This is a genomic window from Labedaea rhizosphaerae, from assembly GCF_004362825.1.
Classification (GTDB): domain Bacteria; phylum Actinomycetota; class Actinomycetes; order Mycobacteriales; family Pseudonocardiaceae; genus Labedaea; species Labedaea rhizosphaerae.
Genome location: NZ_SNXZ01000008.1, coordinates 277,222 through 298,892 on the forward strand (window position 1 = coordinate 277,222; position 21,671 = coordinate 298,892).

Below are 21,671 nucleotides of genomic sequence, written 5' to 3' on the forward strand. Positions count from 1 at the left end.
ATTCGGGTGCCGGGGCCGGGGGTCCGGGGGCGGAGCCCGCCGGCCGGGGGTTTGGGGGCTTGGCCCCCAAAAGACGCCCTTCCGGCCCCCGAGCGAAATCGCGTCAGCGATGAGTAGGGGAGCCGAAGGCCGGAAGGCCGGGGCGGCCCCCGGCCGTCCCGACCTCCCGTGGGGTGCGGCTACCGGGGTGGCCGGGCCGCGAAGTCGTTGTGTCTACCCACGTTGTCGTGAGGCGCGTCACAAGTCAACGCGGCCGAACGGGTGAGTGTTGGTAGCTGACGACCAGACTCTGGGATTTGTTAGCTGGCGTAAGCGCGCAGCTTCTCCGCACGCTCGCCCTGGCGCAGCTTCGACATGACCTCGCGCTCGATCTGGCGCACCCGCTCGCGGGACAGGCCGAACTGCTTGCCGATCTGGTCCAGCGTGCGCGGCTGCCCGTCGTCCAGGCCGTAGCGCAGGCGGATCACCGACTGCTCGCGGTCGTCGAGGGTGGCGAGCACGCGGCGCAGGTCGTCCTGCAGCAGGCCGGAGATCACCGTGCTCTCGGCGTCGGTGGCCTCGCCGTCCTCGATGAAATCGCCCAGCGGGGCGTCCTCCTCGGAACCGACCGGCATGTCCAGGCTTACCGGGTCGCGGGCGTGGTCGAGCAGGTCGGCGACCTTCTCGGGGGTCAGCCCGGCCTCGTTGGCCAGTTCCTCGTGGGTCGCCTCGCGGCCGAGCTGCTGGTGCAGGTCGCGCTTGATGCGCGCGAGCTTGTTCACCTGCTCCACGAGGTGGACTGGGAGCCGGATGGTGCGGCCCTGGTCGGCCATGCCCCTGGTGATGGCCTGGCGGATCCACCAGGTCGCGTAGGTGGAGAACTTGAAGCCCTTGGTGTAGTCGAACTTCTCGACCGCGCGGATCAGGCCCAGGTTGCCTTCCTGGATCAGGTCGAGCAGCGGCATGCCGCGCCCGGTGTAGCGCTTGGCCAGCGACACGACCAGGCGCAGGTTGGCCTCGAGCAGGTGGTTCTTCGCCACGTGCCCGTCGGCGACCAGGGTCAGCAACTCCTCGCGACGGGTGGGGGAGAGCTTCGCGGCGGTGTCCAGCATGTGCTGGGCGAACACGCCTGCCTCGATCCGCTTGGCCAGCTCGACTTCCTGCGCCGCGGTGAGCAGCGCGGTCTTGCCGATGCCATTCAAGTACACTCGAACCAAGTCCGCGGCGGGACCTTGGGCGTCAAGGTCGGCGGACTCTGCGACGAACTCTCGGTCACGCTGCTGCGGGATCGTCATTGGATGCTCCCTCCCCCTGTTGCGGGCTGGTGTGCGGCGGGTCACCCCAGCACTGCGGTGGCGCGGTGGTCGCTGAGCCCTGTGCTGCCCTGGTGGGCTGCTCGGCGGCCGTTCAATCGGGAAAACGCTTCGTCGTCTCGATTCGTTCCCGACTTCCACACTTGGTGGACGTGACGCGGGGAACATCGGTTGTTCGCCCTTACCTGAGCTTTTGCTGAGAAACGGTTACCCCGATCCCGTCCCCGCAAACGGTCTCGTGCCCGGCAGTGCGCGCGCATCGGCCCACAGGCTGACTTCCGACCCCTACCGAACCCTGACTGTCCCTGATGGACAGTCAGGGTCCTACAGCTCGACGAGCACGGTGAAGGGTCCGTCGTTCACGCTGTGTACCGCCATGGGTGCGCCGAAGCGTCCGGTTGCCACCGTCGCGCCGCGTGCCCGCAACTCGGCGACGACCGCTTCCACCAACGGTTCGGCGTCCTGCGGCCGGGCCGCCTCGATCCACGACGGGCGCCTGCCCTTGCGGGTCTGGCCGTAGAGGGTGAACTGGCTCACCACGAGCAGCGGCGCGCCGGTCGTCGCGCAGGACTCCTCGTCGCGAAGAATGCGCAATTCGTGCAGTTTGCGGGCCATCACCGGGGCCAGTGCCGGTTCGTCGCCGACTTTGATGCCCAGCAGCACCAGCAGGCCCGGCTCGTCGATCGCGCCGACCACCTCGTCGGCCACGGTCACCCGCGCCGAGGTGACCCGTGCCACAACCGCTCGCACGGCTCAGCCCGCCAGTTCAGGCGGCAGCAGCATGCCGTGCCGCAGCAGGTCGACGACCACGGGCACGGCGGCGTCCACCAGGGACGCGCTGTCCAGGCCGTGGGCGCCGGCCAGCAACGCGAGCAGTTCCCGCAGCGGCAAGGCGCCCTGGCAGCCCGCGAGCAGTGCGGAGGTCAGCTCGTCGACCTCGTGCTGCCAGCCCGGCCCGTCCATCCGGTGCAGCCGGCGCACCAGTTCGGCCCAGCCCTCGCTGCCCGGTTCGGCCACCCGCTCGAGCACCACCGTGCGCGGCACCGTGAACGCGGTGTCGAGCAACGCCTCGCGGGTGTCGTTGCGGCGCAACCAGTCCACGCGATCCAGCCAGCCCGCCGCCTCCGGGCCCAGCGGGTCGTCGAAGGCTTGGCGCAGGTCCTCGCAGTCCACGTGGGTGGGCGTGCCGTCAGGTGTGCGGCGCAGGGTGACGAACCCGAAGCCGATGCCCGCCACGTCGTTCTCGGCGAACCAGTCGAGCCACGCCGAGGCCTGCGCCGAGCCCTGCGGTGAGCGCGGGTCGATGCCGGCGTCCCGCAACCACGTCCCGACGTACAAGGCCGGGTCGGCCACGTCGCGTTGCACGAACCACGCGTCGACGCCGGTGTCCGGCAGCCACGCCGCGACCCGGTGGGCCCAGTCCTCGCCGGGCAGGTGCAGCCACGACGCGAGCAACTGACCGACGCCGCCCTCGGCGAGCACGTCCGGCAGGCCACGCACGACGAGCTCGCTGGCGCCGTCGCCCGCGAGGCCCGAGTCGCGGTAGGTGAAGTCGACGCGCGGCGGGCCGACCACGAACGGCGGGTTGCAGACGACCTGGTCGAACCGCCGGCCCGCGACCGGCTCGAACCACGAGCCGCGCTCGGTGCGCACGTCCAGCTCGTTGATCGCGAACGTGGCGCGGGCGAGGCTCAGCGCGCGCTCGGAGAGGTCGGTCGCGGTGAGGCTGCGCGCGTGCCTGCTCGCGTGCAGGGTCTGCACGCCGCACCCGGCGCCGAGGTCGAGCAGGGAACCGACCGGGCGGCGCATGGTCGCCCGGGCCAGGCTCAGGGAGGCGTGGCCGATGCCGAGCACGTGGTCGGCGGGCACCCGGCGGTCAGGGCGCTGGTCGGCGTCGAGGTCGGCGAACACCCACCAGGAACCCTCGTCGTCGCCGTAGGGGCGCACGTCGAGCGCGGCCCGCAGGCGGTCGCCGTCCGGGGCGAGCAGGCCCGCGGCGATCAGGTCGCCGGTGCGCACGCCGGGCAGCGCGGCCTCGACCGCGCCGGCCGGCTCGGGGTCGCCGAGCAGCAGGAGGCGCACGAGCGTGCCCAGCTCGCCGGCGTCGCGGCTGGCCCGGCGGGCGGGTTCCGGTTCGCCGCGGCCCAACGCGGTGTGGGCCTGGGCGCCGAGCAGGTCGAGGACGCCGTCGGCGTGGTAGCCGGTGGCCTGGAAGGCTTCGCGCAGGGCGGCCGACAGCGGGCCGGAAAGAGCGGAAAGATCGCTGAGCACGGCGCAGATCGTGTCACGTTTTGCTGTCCACCTCCGTCACCTGTGGGGGCACGGAAGTGGGATAGTGGGGAACGGAGGTGGTGTCGTGGAAGGCCACGAGCAGGACGACACCCCGGTGCTGATCACCGAGGCGGCGCGATCGCTGCACGATCAGCGGGAAGAGCGCAAGCGCCGGTACCTGCTGACCATGGCGATGCGGATCCCGTTCTTCATCGCCGCCGCCTTGTTCCACGATCCGTGGTGGGTGGCGGTGATCTTCGTCGTGCTGTCGGTCCCGTTGCCGTGGATCGCGGTGCTGATGGCCAACGACCGGCCGCCGCGCAAGGCGGAGAAGGTCAGCAAGTTCAAGCCTGGGGTGCACGAGCCCCAGCAGATCGAGCCGACGGGGCATCAGGTCATCGAGGGTTGACCTTTGGGTTGCCCGCTCAACCAGTTCGTCGTCGTGCGTCAGGGCAGTTTGGGTGGGGCGGCGCCGGGTTGGGTCACTGCTGTCGCTGCGGTGGCAATCGCGTGGGTCAGGGGGTCCGGGGCGTCGTTGATCAGGGCGGCGATCAGGCCCGCGTTGAAGGCGTCGCCCGCGCCCGTGGTGTCCACGCTCGTCACCTCCACCGCCGGGGCGGTGTGCATGCCGATGCGGTCCACCCAGGTCGCGCCCGCGTGGCCCGCGGTCACCACCACCGAACCGACCACGTCCAGCAGGTCCCGTGCCGACTCCGGGTCCGGTGAACCGGTCAGCGCGGCCAGCTCGTCGGCGTTGGGGAGCAACAGGTCCACGCCGCCGACCAGGTCCAGCAGTTCCGGACCCATGGCCACCGCGGTCTGCGGGTCGACCGAGGTCGTCACCCCCGCGGCCGCCGCCGCGGTCAGCGCCGCCACCGCGGCCAGGCGCGACAACGGGTCGAGGAGCAGGTATCCCGACACGTGCAGGTGCTTGGCGGTCGCCATCACGTCCGCGTCCAGGTCGGGCACGGCGAGGCGGGCCGCGGCGCCGCGGTCGGAGTACATGGTGCGCTGGCCCGTCGCATCGACCATGACCACGACCGCGCAGGTGGGGGCTTCCGGGTCCACCGCGAAGCGGCAGTCGACGCCGCGGGCGGTGAGGTCAGCGGCGATCCGCCGGCCCTCGGGATCGTCGCCGACCCGCGCCATCAACGCCGTGGGAGCGCCCAGGAAGGCGAGCCACGCCGCCGTGTTGGCGCCCGCACCGCCGATGGTCCTGCGGATGGTCGCGGGCACGTCACCGCCCGGAGCCACGGCGGCAGCGGGGTGCACGACCACGTCCACGGCCGCGTCACCGAGGACGACCACGTGATCGGTCATAGTTTGGTGAGTTCGACGGCCACCTGCGCGGCCAGTTCCGCGTTGCCGCGCACGAGCGCCTCGTTCGCGTCCAGGCTCGCCCCCTCGCTCGCCGTGTGGAAGTGCTCCAGCAGGACCGGGGTCACGTCCTTGCCGCGCACGTTGCGGCTGCGGACCAGGTCCATGCCGCCGGCCAGCAGCATGGCATGCAGGGCGCGGTCCATCTCGTGCTCGGGGGCGATGGGGTTGGCCAGCACCAGACCGGACTTGCCGGGCGTGCACGTCCAGTGCGACCGGGCGACGGCCGCCGCGTCCGACGGCGTGTTCACCCGCCACGGGACCTCGTATGCCGAGTCGCGCAGGTAGAACGCGGGGAACACGTCGGTGCCGTAGCCGAGCACCGGCACCGAGGCCGTTTCCAGCACTTCCAGCGTCGCGCCGATGTCGAGGACCGACTTCACACCCGAGCACACGACCAGCACCGGGGTCTGGGCCAGCACGCCCAGGTCCGCCGAGACGTCCCAGCTGACCGCGCCCTCGGGTGCGGCAAGGTGCACGCCGCCGAGGCCGCCGGTGGCGAACACGGCGATGCCCGCCTCGGCCGCGAGCGCCGCCGTCGCGGCCACCGTGGTGGCGCCGTCGGTGCCCAGGGCGAGCGCGGCGCCGATGTCGCGCCGCGACAGCTTGCGCAGGTCCGCGTCCGGCGCGCACACCCGCTGCAGCGCATCGTCGTCGAGGCCGATGCGGGCGGCGCCGTCGAGGACGGCGATGGTCGCGGGCACGGCGCCCGCGTCGCGGACGATGCGCTCCAGCTCGCGGCCGACCGCGAGGTTGCGGTCCCACGGCAGGCCGTGCGCCAGGATCGTGCTCTCCAGTGCGACCACGGCGGTGCCTGTCGCCAGCGCGTCGGCGACCTCGTCGGCGATCACCAGGCGTTCGGTCTTACTCATGCCTGGCATGATCCCCGTCGCGGTCGAACCACCAGCGGGTGGGGGACTCGGTGAACCGGTCGTCGGCCACGCCGAACGCCGAGTGCGGCCGGACCAGCACCAGGGCGTTCGTCTCGAAGAACGTCATGGGGTAGCCCGTGCGGTACTTGTCGTTGAGCGCGTCGGCGAACCGCTCGACCGCGTCGTGGTCGGTGACCAGTTCGGCGACGCCGTCGACCACGACGGGGTTGCGCGGGTCGTCCGTCGCGACGGTGACCGTGGGGCGGGCGGCGAGGTTGCGCACCTTGCGCGAGCCGTGCGCCGAGGAGAACCACAGGCCCGCCTCGTCGTCCCAGCAGCCCCACACCGGCATGAGGTGCGGCCTGCCGTCCGGCCACACCGTGGCGATCCAGTAGTCGTGGGACGCACGCAGCCGTAACCGCGCCCACGACCACGGCAGCATCCCGTCGGCCGACGGCGAGACGCCGTAGCCGGGCATGTGCGGGCGGGTGGCGCGCGGTTCGGTCATGCCGCGGATTCTCGCGCGCCACCCTGACAATTCCGGGCGGTCAGTCGAAGATGCCGCGCGGCTTGGCCAGCTCCTTGAGCCAGCCGTCGATGCGCTGCTCCCAGTTCGTGTTGGTCGCGGCCTGGTCGACGTCGAAGGTGCCGAGCATGGCCTGGCCGCGCGCGCCGAGGCCGCCGCCCTTGAGCACCCGGACCTTCTTGTTGACGTCCAGCACCACCTGCACGTCGCGCGGGCGGGCCAGGAAGCTCACCGTCAGCTCGTTGAACACCTTGGCCGCGGCGGGCGAGGGCGTGAACGCGATCTCCTGGAAGAACGGCAGCTGCTGGTCGACCCCGTCGATGCGCTCGCTGACCAGCGACGCGTCCCGGAACTGGAAACCCAGCCGGGACAACGCATCCAGGATCCGGTGCTGCGCCGGGAGCGGCTCGATGGCCACGGCGTCGACGTCCTGCGGGTCCACCATCGTGCCCGCCAGGCTCAGGTTCGTCTGCAGGCCCACGGCCATGCCGGTGAGGTAGCGGCCGAGCACCGAGGTCACCGGGGTCTCCCACGGCAGCTGCACCTCGAAGGGCACGGTCACCTGGGCGCCGGCCTTGATGACCTCGCGGCCGGAGAGCCGCACCTTCTGGAACGCCGTGTCCTCGTGGTGCGCGGGACGACCCTCCGTCCCGGGCACCTCGACGCGGGCCACCAGCGTGACCTCCAGCGACTCGACCTCCTGGTCGACCTGCCCGCCGATGAGCTGCACCTGGCCGCGCAACGTGCCGCCCGGGCGCACACTGCGGTCCATCAGCTGCGCGTCCACCTTCGCGCCGCCGGAACCGAAACTGGCCAACACCTTCTGGAACATGCGCGGGATCCTGCCAGGCCACGGGGCCGCGCGGAGTCGTTTGGCGTCGTTTGGAGTCGTTCGGTGTCATTTGGCGGCGATCAGGCATCATGGACGACGTGAGTACGCAGACACTTCCCGAGGTCGACACCCGCCCGGAGGGCACCGAGACCACCGGCGACAACGCGCCGGACATGTTCCACTACGTGAAGAAGAACAAGATCGCCGAGAGCGCGGTCATGGGCACGCACGTGGTGGCGCTGTGCGGTGAGGTCTTCCCGGTGACCAAGTCGCCCAAGCCCGGCTCGCCGGTGTGCCCCGACTGCAAGAAGATCTACGAAGGCATGCCGCCCGGCGGCGACGACTGAGGTTCGGCCGCCGGCTTGGGTGACGCGGGCTCCTCAGGCGCGGGTTGATCGCCGCCCGAGGCCGCGGGCGTCTGCGCCCTGATCTGCTCGGCCTGGCGCGCGATCTCCAGCCGCCGCCAGCGCCGGCGCTGCCGCTTGGTCATCTTGGCCGGCCACATCTCCTGGATCGCCGAGTTGAAGTACGCGCCGATGACGATGGCCAGGCCGATGAAGAACAGGAACAGCAGGAACGCGATCGGGGTGGCCAGCGCGCCGTAGGTGTAGCCGGTCTTGGTGATCAGCGAGATGTAGAGCCGCAGCCCGATGCTGGAGAGCAGGAACACCAGCATGGCGAGCACCGCGCCGGGCAGGCCCCGGTGCCAGGGCAGCTTGCGGGGCAGCGCCAGCTTGTAGAGCGTGGCCAGGGCCAGCACGATCAGCACCGCGATCGCCGGGTAGTAGAGGACGTCGACCAGGTCGGTCACCTTCGGCTGCCACGAGACCGGGAAGAACTTCGGCAGCAGGTCCGGCCCGATGGCCAGCACCGGCAGGCCGATCACCAGCAGGAACAGGCTCGCGATGTAGAGCAGCAGCGCGAAGAACCGCTGCCACACCTCGTTGCGCACCCCGTACTGGTCGTGCGCCACGGTGATCGCGTCGACGAAGGACGACATCGCCGACGAGCCCGCCCACAGCGAGATGACGAAGCCCACGGTGAGGATCTCGCCGCGCCCCTTGGTCAGGATGTCGCTGACCGTCGGGTCGATGATCCCGTTGACCACGCTCGGGCTGAACGTCGTGCGGGTGAAGTCGAGGATCTTGTCGTGCACCATCTGGATGGTGTCGGGGCCGAACCACTCCGCGATGTAGCCGAGGCTGCCGAGCAGGCCCAGCAGCAGCGGCGGCAGCGAGAGGGTCTGCCAGAAGGCGGCCTCGGCGGCCTCGGAGAAGAGGTTGCCCTCCCACGCCTTCTCCCACGTGCGCGCGAGCAACCGCGACGGACCCTTCCGGCCGTCGTGCGGCACCGCGGGCACTTCGGGGGCCGGGTTTCGGGGATGCGGACTCATGCCCTCCCCTCGGGGCCTGGTGGTCGACGACGCGCTCGTACGCATGACAAGCATGGTCTATTCGCCGCGATTTGGCTGAGTACACCCAAGATCGGCATGCCGCGTGTCGCGGGTTGCCCGGCGCCGCGGGAGGCCACGGGTAAACTGATCGACGCCCTCAACGACGAGGCCTGTTCCCCCGAGACCGGTCCACCGGCTCACGCGCGACCGCGATGCGGGGACCGGGCTTGGCTGACCGGCGGGCGTGGGAGCCTCCGGTCCTCGGCTGAGGGCTCGATCATGTCTTGAGGGGATCTGTGCTCGAAAGGGGAGTTGGGCGTCCGTGACCCGTGCCGATTCCGCGCTGGAAGCCGACGCAGAGCCGCAGGCGCCGCCGGCCCGTCCGCTGCGCGCCTGGCAGCGCCGGGCGCTGACCAAGTACCTGGCCGCCAAGCCGAAGGACTTCCTCGCCACCGCGACCCCGGGCGCGGGCAAGACGGTCTTCGGGCTGCGGATCGCCGCCGAGCTGCTCGCCGACCGCACCGTCGAGGCCGTCACGATCGTGACGCCGACCGAGCACCTCAAGCACCAGTGGGCGGCCTCCGCGGCGGCCGCGGGCATCCCGATCGACGCGAACTTCCGCAACACCACCGGCGCCACCTCGCGGGACTACCGGGGCGTCGCGGTCACCTACGCCCAGGTCGCCGCCCACCCGACCCTGCACCGGGTGCGCACGGAGAACCGCAAGACGCTGGTGATCCTCGACGAGATCCACCACGGTGGCGACGCCAAGTCCTGGGGTGACGCGGTGCGTGAGGCGTTCACGCCCGCCGTGCGGCGCCTGGCGCTGACCGGGACCCCCTTTCGCAGCGACGACTCGCCGATCCCGTTCGTCACCTACGAACCCGACGGCAACGGCTTCCAGTGCAGCAAGGCCGACCACACCTACGGCTACTCCGACGCGTTGGCCGACGGCGTGGTCCGGCCCGTTCTCTTCCTCGCCTACTCCGGCGAGGCGAGCTGGCGGACCAGCGCCGGCGAGGAGTTCACCGCCCGTCTCGGCGAGCCGTTGACCGCCGAGCAGAACGCGCGGGCCTGGCGCACGGCGCTGGACCCGACGGGGGAGTGGATGCCCGCGGTGCTGGCCGCGGCCGACACCCGGCTCACCCAGTTGCGCAACGGTGGCATGCCCGACGCCGGTGGCCTGGTGATCGCCAGCGACCAGGAGTCCGCACGGGCGTACGCGAAGCTCATCTACGTGGCCACCGGCCACGACCCCGTCGTCGTGCTCTCCGACGACCCCAAGGCGTCCGGGCGCATCGGTGAGTTCGCCGAGTCCGACGATCGCTGGCTGGTCGCGGTCCGGATGGTCTCCGAAGGCGTCGACGTGCCCAGGCTCGCGGTGGGCGTCTACGCGACGAGCGCGTCGACGCCGCTGTACTTCGCGCAGGCGATCGGCCGGTTCGTGCGTGCGCGGCGCCCCGGCGAGACCGCGAGCGTGTTCCTGCCGAGCGTGCCGAACCTGCTGCAGCTCGCCGCCGAGATGGAGGCGCAGCGCGACCACGTGCTCGGCAAGCCGCACCGGGAGAAGGACGGCTGGGACGACGAGCTGCTCGCCGACGCCAACCGCACCAAGGACGAACCCGGCGAGGAGGAGAAGGCGTTCACCTCGCTCGGCGCTTCCGCCGAACTGGATCAGGTGATCTTCGACGGTTCCTCGTTCGGCACGGCGACGTTCGCCGGCTCCGCGGAAGAACAGGAGTTCCTCGGCCTGCCGGGGTTGCTGGAACCGGACCAGGTGCGCGCGCTGCTGCGCCAGCGGCAGGAACAACAGCTGAAGGAGCGTTCGGCCGCGCCGGTCGAACGACCCGTCCAGCCCGAGCGGGCCCGCAACCAGACCGTCGCCGAGCGTCTGGCCGACCTGCGCAAGGAGCTCAACGCCCTGGTCGCGATGACCCACCACCGCACGGGCAAGCCCCACGGCAAGATCCACAACGAGCTGCGGTCGCACTGCGGCGGCCCGCCGACCGCCATGGCGACGGTCGAACAACTCGAGGAACGCATCGCGACCCTGCGGTCGTGGTAGCGCGCTCGACCGGCCGATCTCGGTCAGCTGCTCGACGCCGCAGCGCTCACTCGGCGATCGCGGTCCGGTCGCACCACTGGAACACGCGCAGGTCGTCGGCCGACTCGCCGGAGTCCACGAAGTGCTCGTAGCCGCCGCCGAAGCGGAGCTTCACCCGGTCGGTGCCGCCGCTGACTGTCACGATCCGCTGGGCGTCGGGCAGCGTGGGCGGTCCGCCCGCGAGCAGAACGGTCACCGTCGCGTTCACGATGTCGGTGGTGGTCATGGCTCGTGGCCTCCTTCATCGAGAAAGTCCGTCCTCAATGAAGGTAGGAACTCCACGCCGCCGCCGGGAACCCCCTAGAACCCCTAAACGACGTGAGCGGCGGCCCCTTGCCGGGCGCCGCCGCTCACTGTCGTCTGGGTACCTCTGCTAGCCCTCCTGCAGCTCTGCTTCCAATTCCTGCAGCCGTGCCTCGTGCTCACGGGCGTGGTGGCCGCAGAAGAGCAGCTCTCCGCCGGACGGGAGGATCGCGCGTACCTTGGCTGCCGCGCCGCAACGGTCGCAACGATCGGCAGCGGTCAACTCGGGGCGGGTGAGTGCGGTTGTCATCGGAGTTCTCCCTCCGTCCCGGCACCGGTTGCCCGATGCCCTCGCATCCGGTTGTGCTCGCTTGGTCGCCATCCCTGGCTTCCCCGCGTTCACACCTTCCACTCTTGCAGACGTTCGCGCGTTCGTCTCTGTTCCCGGCCGTGCGTCATTGACCTTCCGATTGTGATTAACCCATCTGTCCTAAGCCTCGTCCCGGAATCCAGGATCTCGTGGTATATGCCGTGGCCGGCGGCCCGAGCGCGTATAGATGGCGTCGCTGACCTCGGGGTCGTTGTTTCCTTGCGGTACACGCGATCGGGCGTGTCGCATGTGTGCCCCGCGACACAGGCCGAGGGGGTGTTCGCGGTGAGCGTAATCGGGCCCCAGCGGTCCACTAGGTGAGACGCGAGCGCTCGCCGTGACCGCCGTACGGTCACCGTCGGTGACTTCGTCCACAGTGGCTGGTCGACGTGGACCCGGGCAAGACGAAGGCCCCGGTCCACAAGGGACCGGGGCCTTCGCGGAAACCCTTGCTATTCCAGGTAATCCCGCAGCACCTGGGACCGCGACGGGTGGCGCAGCTTCGACATGGTCTTCGACTCGATCTGGCGGATGCGCTCGCGCGTCACGCCGTAGACCTGGCCGATCTCGTCCAGCGTCCGCGGCTGGCCGTCCGTGAGGCCGAAGCGCAGCCGCACGACACCGGCTTCGCGCTCGGACAGCGTGGCCAGCACCGACTGCAGCTGGTCCTGCAGCAGCGTGAACGACACGGCGTCCACGGCCACCACGGCCTCGCTGTCCTCGATGAAGTCACCGAGCTGGCTGTCGCCCTCGTCGCCGATGGTCTGGTCCAGCGAGATGGGCTCCCGGGCGTACTGCTGGATCTCCAGCACCTTCTCCGGGGTGATGTCCATTTCCTTCGCCAGCTCCTCCGGCGTCGGCTCGCGGCCGAGGTCCTGGAGCAGCTCGCGCTGGATGCGACCGAGCTTGTTGATGACCTCGACCATGTGCACCGGGATGCGGATGGTGCGGGCCTGGTCGGCCATCGCGCGGGTGATGGCCTGGCGGATCCACCACGTCGCGTACGTCGAGAACTTGTAGCCCTTGGTGTAGTCGAACTTCTCGACCGCGCGGATCAGACCCAGGTTGCCCTCCTGGATCAGGTCCAGGAACGCCATGCCGCGGCCGGTGTAGCGCTTGGCCAGCGACACGACCAGGCGCAGGTTGGCCTCGAGCAGGTGGTTCTTGGCGCGCTCGCCGTCGCGGACGATCCAGCGCAGGTCGCGGCGCATCTGCGGCTGGAGCTTCTCGCTCTCCTCCTCGGCCTTGCGCACGCGCTCGGCGGCGTAGAGGCCGGCCTCGATCCGCTTGGCCAGCTCCACCTCCTCCTCGGCGTTGAGCAGCGCGACCTTGCCGATCTGCTTAAGGTAGGCGCGCACCGAGTCGGCCGAGGCGGTCAGCTCGGCGTCCTTGCGGGCCTGCCGCAGCGCCTCGGACTCCTCTTCGTCCCAGACGAAGTCGCCCTTGCCCTCGTCCTTGGTGTCCTCGGGAGTCTCCTCCTCGGTCACCGACTCGTCGACGACGTCGACCTCGACCTCTTCCAGGTCCGCGAGATCCGGCGAGTCCGGCTCACCGTCGCCCGTGGGCTCGGCGTCCGGGTCGGCGTTCTTGGTCGCGGTCTTCGCCTTCGCACCCTTCGGCGCGGCCTTGGCGGGAGCCTTCGCGGCCGTCTTGCGCGCGCGGGCCGGCTTCTTGGCGGCGGTCTTGGCGTCGTCCTGCTCGTCGGCCGGAGCGGTCTCGGCAACGGCGCTCGCCGAGGCGGGGGAGCGTCGGGTTGCGGTTCGTGCGGCTGCCACGTACGCCCTTTCACAGCTGTTCAACAGGCGTCACAGAACGCAGGGAGTCCTGAGCCGCCGGAGTTCGGGAGGTCCCTTCGGCCGGTCGGGGCCGCGGGCACCGTTCCATTGTAACGACGAATCCGGGGCGGCGGGTCACCCGCCGGGGTCGGTCAAGTCGTGACCAGCCGGCTCCTCCGGCATCGCAGCAGGTGAACGCCGCGATCATGATCCCGGGAGAAATCCGCGATCAGTGCTCGATCCCGCGTTGCGCGGCCAGCGCGGCACCCACGATGCCGGCGTCGTTGCGCAGCTCGGCGGCGACCACCCGGGTGCGCACGTCGAGCAGGGGCAGCCACTTGTCGGCCTTCTTGCTCACGCCCCCGCCCGCGATGATCAGGTCCGGCCAGAGCACGTTCTCCAGCGCGTTGACGTAGCGCGACACCCGCTTGGCCCAGTCGTCCCAGGACAGGTCCTTGTCGTCCTTCACCGACGCGGCCGCGCGGGTCTCGGCGTCGTGGCCGTCCACCTCGATGTGGCCGAACTCGGTGTTGGGCATGAGCTTGCCGTCGACGAACAACGCGCTGCCGATGCCGGTGCCGAAGGTCAGCAGGACCACGACGCCCTTCTGGTCCTGCTCGTTGCCGTAGGCCACCTCGGCGAGGCCGGCCGCGTCGGCGTCGTTGAGCACCACGATCTGCTCGGCGCCCCGCCCGAGCTTGTCGCCGAACAACGCGGCGGCGTCGGTGTAGAGCCAGGACTTGTCGATGTTGGCCGCGGTGTAGGCGGTGCCCTTCTTGACCACCGCGGGCAGCGTGACGCCGACCGGGCCGTCCCACTCGAAGTCCTGGACGATCTGCGCGACCACGGCCGCGACGGCATCCGGGGTGGACGGCTGCGGGGTGGGGATCCGGATGCGCTCACCGACGAGCTGGCCCTGGTCGAGATCGACGATGCAGCCCTTGATGCCGGACCCGCCGACGTCGACTCCGAAACCACGGCTCGCGGTCATGGCGGCTTCCCTTTCCCTCTGCTGTACGTGTTCGATTCAGCTCGTGTTGCGGCGACCATAGCCGCATGTGGTCGGATATGGCTGTGGCAGCCGAAGATCCAGCACTTTCCCACCTCGCGGCGACCGCCATGCGGGTCGCGTCGTCCGCTGCGGAGCTCGTCGCGCGGGTCCGGGCCGAAGCCGTCGCCGAGGTCGACACGAAGTCCAGCGAGACCGACGTGGTGACCGCGGGGGACAAGGCGGCCGAGCGGCTGGTGCGCGACGAGCTGGCGCGGCTGCGCCCCGGCGAGGTCGTCCTGGGCGAGGAGGCCGGCGCGTCCGGCGAGCCCGGGCCCGGTGCCGTCTGCTGGGTGGTGGACCCGATCGACGGCACGGTGAACTACCTCTACGGCTTCCCGTGGTTCGCGGTCTCCGTCGCCGCCCAGGTCGACGGCGTGTCGGTGGCCGGTGCCGTGGTCGAGCCGGTCAGCGGACGGCGCTGGAGCGCGGTCCGCGGCCAGGGCGCGACGCTGGACGGCGCGCCACTGCACGTGTCGGCGGCGCGCCGGCTCGAGCTCTCGCTCGTGGCCACGGGCTTTGGCTACCGGGCGGAGCGGCGGGCCCGCCAAGCGGCCGCGGTGGCGAAGCTGCTGCCCGAGGTGCGGGACATCCGGCGGGCGGGCGCGGCGTCGCTCGACCTGTGCGCGGTGGCCGCCGGCTGGGTCGACGGCTACTGCGAGCACGGTCTCAACCGGTGGGACTGGGCGGCCGGTGCGTTGATCGCCGAGGAGGCGGGCGCGGTCGTCCGGTTGCCCTCAGCGGACGCGCCGCTGGGTCCCGACGCCGTGTTCGTCGCGGCCCCGGGCATCGCGGATCAACTGCACGAAACCCTGCTGCGTTGCGGGTTCGGCGAGATCTAGGGGATCTGGGCCGCTCAGCGGGTCAGCAGCGAGCGTCCTGCACTTCGCTGATCAGCTTCGGGTCGACCTGGAACCGCTGGCCCTGCGCGTCCTGCAGGCCACCGTGCGCCGCGGGGTGCCCGTGTGCCCAGTCGGTGAGATCGAGCAACATCTTGCGGGCCTGCTGGGTGGGGCGCAGCTCGCCGAACTTCTCGCCGACCACGAAGTCGACGGTGGCGTCGGTGCGGTCGTCCTTGATCAGCTCCGCGCACGGCTCGAGCAGGTTCAACGTGCGCGCGGCGGCCATGCCCCGCTGGCCGAACCGGATCTGGCCCTCGCAGCTCATGTCGCCGTTGACGTAGACCGGGTCGTTGCCCGCGGGCAGGAGCTTGGTGAAGCCGAGCTCGCCCAGCACCGAGCTGACCTGGCTCGCCTTGCCCCGCTCGTCGGTGGCGTTGAGCACCCGGACCTGCGCGGTGGTCGGCGGCGCCGGGGCAGTCTTGTCGAGCGCGTCGCGGTCCAGCGGCTTGCCGAGCGTGGCCGGCGGCTGCTTCTTGGCGTCCTTCTTCTTCGTCGACGTCGCGGTCGCGGGCCCGGGCGGTGCGCACGTGATCTTCGTCGCGCGGGCGTCCTCGGTGTGGATCACCTTGAACCACACGAACGTGGAGACCGCGCACAGCACCAGGATCAGGATGAGCGCGGGCCAAGGCCGCCGTTTGCGGTACCCCGGAGCCCCGCTCACACGCCTCACGCTGCCGGCCGCCACGTGCCCGCCCCTCCCTCGTCGGCCGAAGCCGTCCAAGCCTTCCCGCACCTTGTGTCGTTGCTGATCACCCTAGGCGTTCCCGGCGGTGATCACCGCCCGAAAACGTGCCCCCGCACGGCGTGTCGCCATCGCCGGCCGCGTCCCGGTGAACGCGGACAGTGATACACCACGGCATCGCACCACGCGTTACCCGAGGTCGGCAAGGGGCCACACAGCCTTGATACCCAGCGGTGTTCCGGCGTTCAGCGGGTCGACGCGAGCTCGAACACACCCTGTCGGGTGAGCCCGCACCTGCGCGGCGCCGACATGGGCTACCCTCTCGGCGCTCCAGTCGCACGAAGATCCTCTCGAGCCCCCACCGGCAAGGGTGTGACAGCGCACGCGACCTGCGAGACCTCCGTCACGCAATTGGCGGGCACAAACCCGGGCCCTGGAACGTTGACCAGCGGCACGGCCCACATCCTGAAGTAGAACCGCGGGGTGAACAACACATGGCAACCGACTACGACGCCCCTCGCCGCAGCGAGGCGGACGAGATGGCCGAGGACTCTCTCGAAGAGCTGAAGGCGCGTCGTAACGAGAACCAGTCTGGCGTCGTAGACGTCGACGAATCGGATACGGCGGAGAACTTCGAGCTGCCAGGCGCCGACCTGTCCGGTCTGTCCGGTGAGGACTTGACCGTGAAGGTCCTGCCGAAGCAGGCTGACGAGTTCACCTGCAGCAAGTGCTTCCTTGTGCACCACAGGAGCAGGCTGGCCGAGGAATCGGGTGGCCTCTACATCTGCCGCGACTGCGCCTGACGGATCTTCTCCGTCAAGTGAGGCCGTAGCAGAGCACAACGCAAAACTGGGGAAGCACCGACCAATGCCGCCCGCGACCAGCACCCGGGGTCGTCGAGGCGGCATTCGGTCATTCCCCTGTGCCTGCCTGCCCTGGGCCTGCCTCCACTGTGCCTGGCTCCCCTGGGCTCCGGCCCTTCAGCGCCGCCTTGAGGCGTTCGGGGTGCCGGGTGCTGAACAGCCAGTACGGCGTCGGGTCCTCGGGATCGGTGAGGTGCACGCGCAGCAGCGGGCCGACCCAGCCCCGGTGCATGACGTAGGCCTTGCGGTCCAGGCCGGGGCCGAGCGCGTGGCGCTTGCCCTCGGCGGGCACGACGTCGACCTCGCCGACGACCTCGAGCGGAAGGTGCGCCTTGAGCACCCACAGCTCGCCGTCGGCGACGGCGACCCTGGTCCGGCTGAGCAGCACCATGATCAGCGCGGTGGCCGGGACGAGCACCACGTAGGGCAGCCACGACCGCACGCCGGGGTAACCCATGTGGATCTCCGCGGCGAGCAGGCCCGCCGCGATCAACGGCAAGGGCCAGCCCCACCAGGCGAGGTAGAGCCGTTCGGCATAGCGGGTACCGGTCTGCCGCTTGGTCTGCGGGCCACTGGCTCCCGTGGCTGCGCTGTCGGTCACGGTTCCAGGGTAGTCTCGCCGCTCGTGCCCAGCGTGCAGGTGCTGTTGTCCCGGATCGACCCGGACGTGCCGCTGCCCGCGTACGCCCATCCCGGCGACGCGGGTGCGGACCTCGTGACCACGACCGACGTGGTGCTCGCCCCAGGCGAGCGCGCGGTGGTCGGCACGGGGGTCGCGATCGCGTTACCGGACGGCTTCGCCGGGTTCGTGCACCCGCGTTCGGGCCTGGCCGCCCGCGCGGGGCTGAGCGTGGTCAACACCCCGGGCACGATCGACTCGGGCTACCGGGGGGAGATCAGGGTCTGCCTGATCAACCACGACCCGGTCGCGCCGCTCGAGCTGCGGCGCGGCGACCGGATCGCGCAGCTGGTGGTGCAGCGGGTCGAGCACGCCGTGTTCGTCGAGGTCGACGACGTGGCGGCGCTCGAGTCCGGAACGCGCGGCACCGGTGGGTACGGCTCGACCGGCGGGCACGCTTCGCTGGCCATACACGGGGTAACGGAGGAGTAGTGGCACTGTTCGGGCGACGTCGTGACCGCCGCAAGGACGACGAGGAGAGCTACGCCGAGTACGACGAGCGCTACGGCGGCCACTCGGACGACGACTACGACCAGGTCGACGACCGGGCCGAGTTCTCCGGCACGCTCGACCTCGACGAGACCCCCGACGGTCCTTTCGACGAGGACGAGGCGCCCGACGACGGCCGAGGCCGGCTGGACCTCGGTTCGGTGCGGCTGCCGATCCCCGACGGCGCCCAGCTGCAGGTCGAGATGGAGCCGACCGGTCCGGTCAAGGCCGTGCACGTCATCACCCCGGACGGCCAGCTCACCGTCAACGCCTACGCGGCGCCCCGCTCGGGCGGGCTGTGGAACGAGATCTCCAACGAGCTCGCCGAGCAGCTGCGCAAGGACGGCGCCCGGGTGACTCGCATCGAAGGCATGTGGGGCACCGAGCTCGCCGCGTGGATCAACGACGTGGTGCTGCGGTTCGTCGGCATCGACGGCCCGCGCTGGATGCTGCGCGCGGTCGTGGTGAGCCCGGTGGACCGCGGCGACGCGGGCGTGGCGCTGCTGCGGGACGTCGTGCTGGGCACGGTCGTCGTGCGGGGCACCCAGCCGATGCCGGTGCGCACGCCGCTGCCGATCGAACTGCCGCCCGCCATCGCCCAGCACATCGCCGGCAGCCAGCAACAGGGCTGAGCGCCGTGGCCACCGTCGAACTCACCCGTTTCCGCACCCACCCGGGCCGCGCCGACGAACTGGTCGCCGCCCGCCAGGCAATGCTGGAGTCCTTTCGCGCCGACCGAGCCGGCTTCGTGCGTGCCGACCTGGTGCGCCTGGGCCCGGACGAGTGGCTCGACATCGTCGTCTGGGAGTCGTCGCAGGCGTACGCGGCCTCCCGCGCGAAGGGCGCGAACACGCCGGCCATCCAAGCGTTCTTCGCGCCGATCGCGGAGCTGGTGAGCGCCGAGGAAGGCACGCTCGCGCCGTAACCTGGTCCGGTGCCCGACTCGACCCAGTGGCTGGTCTTCCTGGGTGCCTGCGCGGTGTTCGCGCTGGTGCCCGGTCCCGGCATCCTCTACGTCCTGGCCCGCAGCCTGCGCGGCGGGCGCACGGCGGGCCTGTACTCGGTGCTGGGCAACAGCATCGGTGCGCTGACCCACGTCGTGGCGGCGGCGCTGGGGCTCTCGGCGGTGCTCGCCGCGTCGGCCACCGCCTTCACGGTGGTCAAGCTGGCTGGTGCCGCCTACCTCATCTACCTCGGCATCCGAGCGTTGCTGGACCGGGACACGTCGGTTCGCGCCGTCCTCGCCGACGTCGAGCCGGTGCGGCGGTCCTGGCGGGGGCTGGTCGGCCAGGGCGCATTGACCGAACTGCTCAACCCCAAGACCGCGCTCTTCTTCCTGGCGTTCCTGCCGCACTTCGTACAGCAGGGCACCACGCACCCGATTCTCGTGTTCGCGTTGCTCGGCGCGATCGCGGTGGCGACGGCGACGGCGGTCGACGTGCTCGTCGCGTTCGGCGCCGGGCGCATCGGTGAGGCCCTGGGCCGCCGCCCGCACTGGCAGCGCCGTCAGCGGCTGACCACCGGCCTCACGATGATCGGGCTGGGCGGAGCGCTGGCCCTTGCCGAGCAGGGCTGACGCGCCCACCCGCCCGCAGCCAGGCGAGCACCGCGGCCCGGCCGAGCGCCGCCGGATCGGTTCCCACGATCGTGAGCCGGGTCGTGCACAGCGCCGCCCGCGGCAGCGCCGACGCCCACTCGCGCGCCACCTCGATCGGGTGCACGGGGTCGTCGAGGAAGCCGGCGATCCCCGCGGGCACGTCGAGCCCGGCCAGTTCCCCGGCGCTCGGTGCGGGCCGGATCGCGGCGTCCAATGCGTCCGCGAGCCCCTCGCCGTAACCCGTCCAGGCCCGGCGCAGCTCGGTCGCCAGCCACCCGGGCACGTCCGCGGTCGACACGTCCAACGCCCCGGCGAGGCCGAGCGAGCGGACCAGGTCCGCGCTGGCCGTCGCCGCCCGCGCCGCGGGTGCGGCGGACGGGGCGCCGGTCCACGCGGGCAACGCCAGCAGCAGCCCCGCGCAACGCCCGGGGTTGGCCAGCGCCCATTCGGCCGCCAGGTGTGCCCCGAGCGAGATGCCGCCGGCCAGCACCGGACCGTCCGCGCTGTGCTCGTCCAGGGCCGCCAGATGGGCCCTGACCAGGTCGGATCCCGGCTTCGGGGCCGGGGTGGAGATCGGGATGCCGAGCGCCTGCAGCGCGGTGGCGAACACCGACCGCACGAACACGTCATCCGATCCGGTTCCCGGCAATAACACCGCAGTGGGAACTGGGGATTTCTCCTGCGTCACACCAACCAACGACCCCTCACTCGTTCCGGTCATGCGCGGTTACGCTGATGTTGCATGGGTCGGAGTCGGGGCCGGCCCCCGAAGTACTGGAGCGGGACAATGGTGACCAAGGGGGACGGGTATTTCAAACGCCTCGTCCGCAAGTTGACCAGCGATGTCGACGAGCTGGACGCGGACGACCTGTCCGAGCAATCCCAGGCTGAGGGGGCCCAGCGGGCCTGTGACTGTGCCTGTGGCGACGAGGTGACCGTCCTGGGCCGGCTGCGCACCGTCGAACTGCGCCCCCGGGAGGCCGCCGCCTCGCTGGAGGCGGAGCTGTTCGACGGCACGGAAGGCGTGACACTAGTCTGGCTCGGTCGCCGGCGGATTCCTGGAATCGAGCCGGGCCGCACCATCAAGGTGCAGGGCAGGCTTGCGGTGCGCGACGGCCGCAAGGTGCTCTACAACCCCTACTACGAGTTGCAGATGGCCACATGACCTTTCCGGGCGCCGAACAGTCCGAGAAGCACACCGCCAAGACCGACGCCGCCGGCAACGCGGGCGACGCCGACAACGCGGAGCACGCCGAGCAGACCGCGCACGCCGAGCAGAAGGCGAACGCCGAAGAGGAACCCCAGCAGACGCTGCTGGAGCAGATGGGCGGCCTCAGCGGCCTCGTCTACTCCTCGCTGCCGGTCGTGGTGTTCGTCCTGGTCAACGCCTTCGCCGGGCTGATGCCCGCGATCTGGGCCTCGGTGGGCAGCGCGGTGCTGATCACCGTGATCCGGCTGGTGCGCAAGGAGCCGCTGCAGCCGGCGATCTCCGGCTTCTTCGGAGTGGCCATCGCGGCGTTCATCGCCTACCGGACCGGCAGCGCCAAGGGCTTCTTCCTGTTCGGCATCTGGGCGAGCCTGCTCTACGGCGGCTTGTTCCTCGCGTCGGTGCTGGTGCGCTGGCCGCTGGCCGGGGTCATCTGGTCCACGCTCAACGGCCAGGGCACCAAGTGGCGCGCCGACAAGGTGGCCCGGCGCTACTACGACATCGCCACCTTGGTGTGGACGGTGGTGTTCGGCGCCCGGTTCATCGTCCAGCACTGGCTCTACGAGGCCAACTACACCGGCTGGCTGGCCTTCGCGAAGCTCGCCATGGGCTACCCGCTGATGCTGGTCGCGCTGGCCGCGACCGTCTGGGCCGTGCGCAAGGCGGACGCCCGGCAGGCCACCCTCGACGCGGAGGCCGAAGCCGAGACCCAGAGCGACGAGGAGATCGAGGCGGCCCTGCGCGCCAAGTACGGCGAGCGCTAGCGCGCGAGCCGCGAGTACACGCGGTGGTCGGCGACGTCCACCCGCAGGCCGTCCACGATGAGGAAGCTGCGCAGCAGCCCCTCGCGCATGAACCCGCAGCGCCGGAGCACGCTCGCGGCCGCGTGGTCCGACGGCTGCACCCACGCCTCGAGCCGCGCCACCGCCATGGCGTCCAGCGCGTGCCCGGTCACCAGCCACACGGCACGGATGGCGAGCCCGCGGCGGGCACGGCGACCAGCCCCACGGCCGCCTCGGTGTCCGCACGCGCGATCGCGAGCGAGAGGTCGGCCGGGCACAGGCGTTCGGCGAGGCGTGCGTCAGCTGCTGCGCGGTCCGCGCAGGCCTGATCAGCTTCCGACCAGGGCCGCACGACCACGACGCCGTC

The 21,671-nt window shown here is 71.0% G+C and carries 28 protein-coding genes; 11 read left to right on the plus strand and 17 right to left on the minus strand.

Features of this window, described 5'->3' with window-relative positions; translation table 11 throughout:
• Positions 1 to 299: 299 nt before the first annotated feature.
• The 3 genes from EV186_RS33970 to EV186_RS33980 form a co-directional block, all read right to left on the minus strand.
• Positions 300 to 1,274 (minus strand): sigma-70 family RNA polymerase sigma factor, encoded by a 975-nt coding sequence (locus tag EV186_RS33970; protein ID WP_133853593.1) that lies wholly within the window; start codon positions 1,272 to 1,274, stop codon positions 300 to 302.
• 342 nt (positions 1,275 to 1,616) lie between these two features.
• Positions 1,617 to 2,042, minus strand: coding sequence for a D-aminoacyl-tRNA deacylase (dtd, locus tag EV186_RS33975; RefSeq protein WP_133853594.1), 426 nt, complete (start codon positions 2,040 to 2,042; stop codon positions 1,617 to 1,619).
• Between the two features lie 3 nt (positions 2,043 to 2,045).
• Positions 2,046 to 3,563, minus strand: a complete 1,518-nt coding sequence (locus EV186_RS33980) for a DUF7782 domain-containing protein (protein WP_133853595.1) — start codon at positions 3,561 to 3,563, stop codon at positions 2,046 to 2,048.
• An 85-nt stretch (positions 3,564 to 3,648) separates the two neighbouring features.
• Here EV186_RS33980 and EV186_RS33985 point away from each other — a divergent pair, with 85 nt between their 5' ends.
• On the plus strand, positions 3,649 to 3,972 hold the full coding sequence (locus tag EV186_RS33985) for a DUF3099 domain-containing protein (RefSeq protein WP_133853596.1): 324 nt from the start codon (positions 3,649 to 3,651) through the stop codon (positions 3,970 to 3,972).
• 38 nt (positions 3,973 to 4,010) lie between these two features.
• Here the strand turns inward: EV186_RS33985 and EV186_RS33990 are convergent, their stop codons facing one another.
• From EV186_RS33990 to EV186_RS34005, 4 genes are read right to left on the minus strand one after another with little or no spacing between them, the layout of a single operon-like run.
• Positions 4,011 to 4,883 (minus strand): carbohydrate kinase family protein, encoded by an 873-nt coding sequence (locus EV186_RS33990; RefSeq protein ID WP_133853597.1) that lies wholly within the window; start codon positions 4,881 to 4,883, stop codon positions 4,011 to 4,013.
• Complete coding sequence (locus EV186_RS33995; protein WP_133853598.1) at positions 4,880 to 5,812, minus strand: pseudouridine-5'-phosphate glycosidase; 933 nt, start codon at positions 5,810 to 5,812, stop codon at positions 4,880 to 4,882. The genes EV186_RS33990 and EV186_RS33995 overlap by 4 nt, the downstream gene beginning before the upstream one ends.
• The gene (locus EV186_RS34000; protein WP_133853599.1) at positions 5,805 to 6,320 is read right to left on the minus strand and encodes a TIGR03618 family F420-dependent PPOX class oxidoreductase; all 516 of its coding nucleotides are present in this window, start codon (positions 6,318 to 6,320) and stop codon (positions 5,805 to 5,807) included. The genes EV186_RS33995 and EV186_RS34000 overlap by 8 nt, the downstream gene beginning before the upstream one ends.
• A gap of 40 nt (positions 6,321 to 6,360) precedes the next feature.
• Positions 6,361 to 7,170 carry a sporulation protein gene (locus tag EV186_RS34005; protein ID WP_133853600.1) on the minus strand — a complete coding sequence of 270 codons (810 nt, stop codon included), beginning with the start codon at positions 7,168 to 7,170 and terminating at the stop codon, positions 6,361 to 6,363.
• 89 nt (positions 7,171 to 7,259) lie between these two features.
• Here EV186_RS34005 and EV186_RS34010 point away from each other — a divergent pair, with 89 nt between their 5' ends.
• Positions 7,260 to 7,517: a DUF3039 domain-containing protein gene (locus tag EV186_RS34010; protein WP_208115918.1), complete on the plus strand. Its 258-nt coding sequence runs from the start codon at positions 7,260 to 7,262 to the stop codon at positions 7,515 to 7,517.
• On the opposite strand, the gene EV186_RS34015 is transcribed toward EV186_RS34010, so the two are convergent.
• Positions 7,484 to 8,563 carry a YihY/virulence factor BrkB family protein gene (locus EV186_RS34015; protein ID WP_208115919.1) on the minus strand — a complete coding sequence of 360 codons (1,080 nt, stop codon included), beginning with the start codon at positions 8,561 to 8,563 and terminating at the stop codon, positions 7,484 to 7,486. The genes EV186_RS34010 and EV186_RS34015 overlap by 34 nt on opposite strands.
• Positions 8,564 to 8,885: 322 nt before the next feature.
• Here EV186_RS34015 and EV186_RS34020 point away from each other — a divergent pair, with 322 nt between their 5' ends.
• A complete protein-coding gene (locus tag EV186_RS34020) occupies positions 8,886 to 10,628 on the plus strand; it encodes a DEAD/DEAH box helicase (protein ID WP_208115920.1) in 1,743 nt (580 codons plus the stop codon).
• Between the two features lie 46 nt (positions 10,629 to 10,674).
• On the opposite strand, the gene EV186_RS34025 is transcribed toward EV186_RS34020, so the two are convergent.
• The 4 genes from EV186_RS34025 to ppgK form a co-directional block, all read right to left on the minus strand.
• Positions 10,675 to 10,893, minus strand: a complete 219-nt coding sequence (locus EV186_RS34025) for a DUF5988 family protein (protein WP_133853603.1) — start codon at positions 10,891 to 10,893, stop codon at positions 10,675 to 10,677.
• Between the two features lie 147 nt (positions 10,894 to 11,040).
• Positions 11,041 to 11,220 (minus strand): DUF7455 domain-containing protein, encoded by a 180-nt coding sequence (locus tag EV186_RS34030; protein ID WP_133853604.1) that lies wholly within the window; start codon positions 11,218 to 11,220, stop codon positions 11,041 to 11,043.
• A gap of 512 nt (positions 11,221 to 11,732) precedes the next feature.
• Positions 11,733 to 13,055: an RNA polymerase sigma factor gene (locus tag EV186_RS34035; protein WP_133853605.1), complete on the minus strand. Its 1,323-nt coding sequence runs from the start codon at positions 13,053 to 13,055 to the stop codon at positions 11,733 to 11,735.
• A 229-nt stretch (positions 13,056 to 13,284) separates the two neighbouring features.
• Complete coding sequence (ppgK, locus tag EV186_RS34040; RefSeq protein WP_133853606.1) at positions 13,285 to 14,046, minus strand: polyphosphate--glucose phosphotransferase; 762 nt, start codon at positions 14,044 to 14,046, stop codon at positions 13,285 to 13,287.
• A 77-nt stretch (positions 14,047 to 14,123) separates the two neighbouring features.
• Here ppgK and EV186_RS34045 point away from each other — a divergent pair, with 77 nt between their 5' ends.
• Positions 14,124 to 14,945: an inositol monophosphatase family protein gene (locus tag EV186_RS34045; protein WP_133853607.1), complete on the plus strand. Its 822-nt coding sequence runs from the start codon at positions 14,124 to 14,126 to the stop codon at positions 14,943 to 14,945.
• A 22-nt stretch (positions 14,946 to 14,967) separates the two neighbouring features.
• Here the strand turns inward: EV186_RS34045 and cei are convergent, their stop codons facing one another.
• A complete protein-coding gene (gene cei / locus EV186_RS34050; protein WP_166659458.1) occupies positions 14,968 to 15,666 on the minus strand; it encodes an envelope integrity protein Cei in 699 nt (232 codons plus the stop codon).
• 515 nt (positions 15,667 to 16,181) lie between these two features.
• Between cei and EV186_RS34055 the strand changes: the two genes are divergently transcribed.
• Positions 16,182 to 16,490 (plus strand): DUF4193 domain-containing protein, encoded by a 309-nt coding sequence (locus EV186_RS34055; protein ID WP_133853609.1) that lies wholly within the window; start codon positions 16,182 to 16,184, stop codon positions 16,488 to 16,490.
• Positions 16,491 to 16,599: 109 nt separating this feature from the next.
• Here EV186_RS34055 and EV186_RS34060 read toward each other — a convergent pair whose 3' ends face one another.
• Positions 16,600 to 17,151, minus strand: coding sequence for a DUF3093 domain-containing protein (locus EV186_RS34060; protein ID WP_243754442.1), 552 nt, complete (start codon positions 17,149 to 17,151; stop codon positions 16,600 to 16,602).
• A 24-nt stretch (positions 17,152 to 17,175) separates the two neighbouring features.
• On the opposite strand from EV186_RS34060, the gene dut reads away from it, so the two are divergent.
• Genes dut through EV186_RS34080 form a run of 4 tightly spaced genes read left to right on the plus strand, consistent with a single transcriptional unit; the run spans position 17,176 to position 19,294 of the window.
• Positions 17,176 to 17,661 carry a dUTP diphosphatase gene (gene dut / locus EV186_RS34065; protein ID WP_133853611.1) on the plus strand — a complete coding sequence of 162 codons (486 nt, stop codon included), beginning with the start codon at positions 17,176 to 17,178 and terminating at the stop codon, positions 17,659 to 17,661.
• Positions 17,661 to 18,350, plus strand: a complete 690-nt coding sequence (locus EV186_RS34070) for a DUF3710 domain-containing protein (RefSeq protein ID WP_133853612.1) — start codon at positions 17,661 to 17,663, stop codon at positions 18,348 to 18,350. The genes dut and EV186_RS34070 overlap by 1 nt, the downstream gene beginning before the upstream one ends.
• A gap of 5 nt (positions 18,351 to 18,355) precedes the next feature.
• Complete coding sequence (locus EV186_RS34075) at positions 18,356 to 18,643, plus strand: antibiotic biosynthesis monooxygenase (protein WP_133853613.1); 288 nt, start codon at positions 18,356 to 18,358, stop codon at positions 18,641 to 18,643.
• Positions 18,644 to 18,652: 9 nt separating this feature from the next.
• A complete protein-coding gene (locus tag EV186_RS34080; RefSeq protein ID WP_133853614.1) occupies positions 18,653 to 19,294 on the plus strand; it encodes a LysE family translocator in 642 nt (213 codons plus the stop codon).
• Here EV186_RS34080 and EV186_RS34085 read toward each other — a convergent pair.
• A complete protein-coding gene (locus EV186_RS34085; RefSeq protein ID WP_133853796.1) occupies positions 19,245 to 19,970 on the minus strand; it encodes an alpha/beta fold hydrolase in 726 nt (241 codons plus the stop codon). The two genes, EV186_RS34080 and EV186_RS34085, sit on opposite strands and share 50 nt — an antisense overlap.
• A 132-nt stretch (positions 19,971 to 20,102) precedes the next feature.
• Between EV186_RS34085 and EV186_RS34090 the strand changes: the two genes are divergently transcribed.
• Entirely contained in the window at positions 20,103 to 20,480 is a 378-nt protein-coding gene (locus EV186_RS34090; protein WP_133853615.1) for an OB-fold nucleic acid binding domain-containing protein, read from the plus strand.
• Entirely contained in the window at positions 20,477 to 21,286 is an 810-nt protein-coding gene (locus tag EV186_RS34095) for a DUF3159 domain-containing protein (protein ID WP_133853616.1), read from the plus strand. Before EV186_RS34090 ends, EV186_RS34095 begins: the two co-directional genes overlap by 4 nt.
• Here EV186_RS34095 and EV186_RS34100 read toward each other — a convergent pair.
• Entirely contained in the window at positions 21,283 to 21,477 is a 195-nt protein-coding gene (locus EV186_RS34100) for a GNAT family N-acetyltransferase (protein WP_133853617.1), read from the minus strand. The genes EV186_RS34095 and EV186_RS34100 overlap by 4 nt on opposite strands.
• Positions 21,474 to 21,656, minus strand: a complete 183-nt coding sequence (locus EV186_RS34105) for a hypothetical protein (RefSeq protein WP_166659459.1) — start codon at positions 21,654 to 21,656, stop codon at positions 21,474 to 21,476. The genes EV186_RS34100 and EV186_RS34105 overlap by 4 nt, the downstream gene beginning before the upstream one ends.
• Positions 21,657 to 21,671 lie beyond the last annotated feature (15 nt).

What these genes read in the sequence shown, in the direction of transcription:
- EV186_RS34055 (WP_133853609.1), top strand. Translation starts at nt 16,182, where the DNA reads ATGGCAACCGACTACGACGCCCCTCGCCGCAGCGAGGCGGACGAGATG.
- EV186_RS34015 (WP_208115919.1), bottom strand. Translation starts at nt 8,563, where the DNA reads ATGAGTCCGCATCCCCGAAACCCGGCCCCCGAAGTGCCCGCGGTGCCG.
- EV186_RS34045 (WP_133853607.1), top strand. Translation starts at nt 14,124, where the DNA reads ATGGCTGTGGCAGCCGAAGATCCAGCACTTTCCCACCTCGCGGCGACC.
- EV186_RS33990 (WP_133853597.1), bottom strand. Translation starts at nt 4,883, where the DNA reads ATGACCGATCACGTGGTCGTCCTCGGTGACGCGGCCGTGGACGTGGTC.
- EV186_RS34095 (WP_133853616.1), top strand. Translation starts at nt 20,477, where the DNA reads ATGACCTTTCCGGGCGCCGAACAGTCCGAGAAGCACACCGCCAAGACC.
- EV186_RS34030 (WP_133853604.1), bottom strand. Translation starts at nt 11,220, where the DNA reads ATGACAACCGCACTCACCCGCCCCGAGTTGACCGCTGCCGATCGTTGC.
- EV186_RS33970 (WP_133853593.1), bottom strand. Translation starts at nt 1,274, where the DNA reads ATGACGATCCCGCAGCAGCGTGACCGAGAGTTCGTCGCAGAGTCCGCC.
- EV186_RS33995 (WP_133853598.1), bottom strand. Translation starts at nt 5,812, where the DNA reads ATGAGTAAGACCGAACGCCTGGTGATCGCCGACGAGGTCGCCGACGCG.
- EV186_RS34005 (WP_133853600.1), bottom strand. Translation starts at nt 7,170, where the DNA reads ATGTTCCAGAAGGTGTTGGCCAGTTTCGGTTCCGGCGGCGCGAAGGTG.
- ppgK (WP_133853606.1), bottom strand. Translation starts at nt 14,046, where the DNA reads ATGACCGCGAGCCGTGGTTTCGGAGTCGACGTCGGCGGGTCCGGCATC.
- EV186_RS34000 (WP_133853599.1), bottom strand. Translation starts at nt 6,320, where the DNA reads ATGACCGAACCGCGCGCCACCCGCCCGCACATGCCCGGCTACGGCGTC.
- EV186_RS34090 (WP_133853615.1), top strand. Translation starts at nt 20,103, where the DNA reads ATGGTGACCAAGGGGGACGGGTATTTCAAACGCCTCGTCCGCAAGTTG.
- EV186_RS34010 (WP_208115918.1), top strand. Translation starts at nt 7,260, where the DNA reads ATGGACGACGTGAGTACGCAGACACTTCCCGAGGTCGACACCCGCCCG.
- EV186_RS34025 (WP_133853603.1), bottom strand. Translation starts at nt 10,893, where the DNA reads ATGACCACCACCGACATCGTGAACGCGACGGTGACCGTTCTGCTCGCG.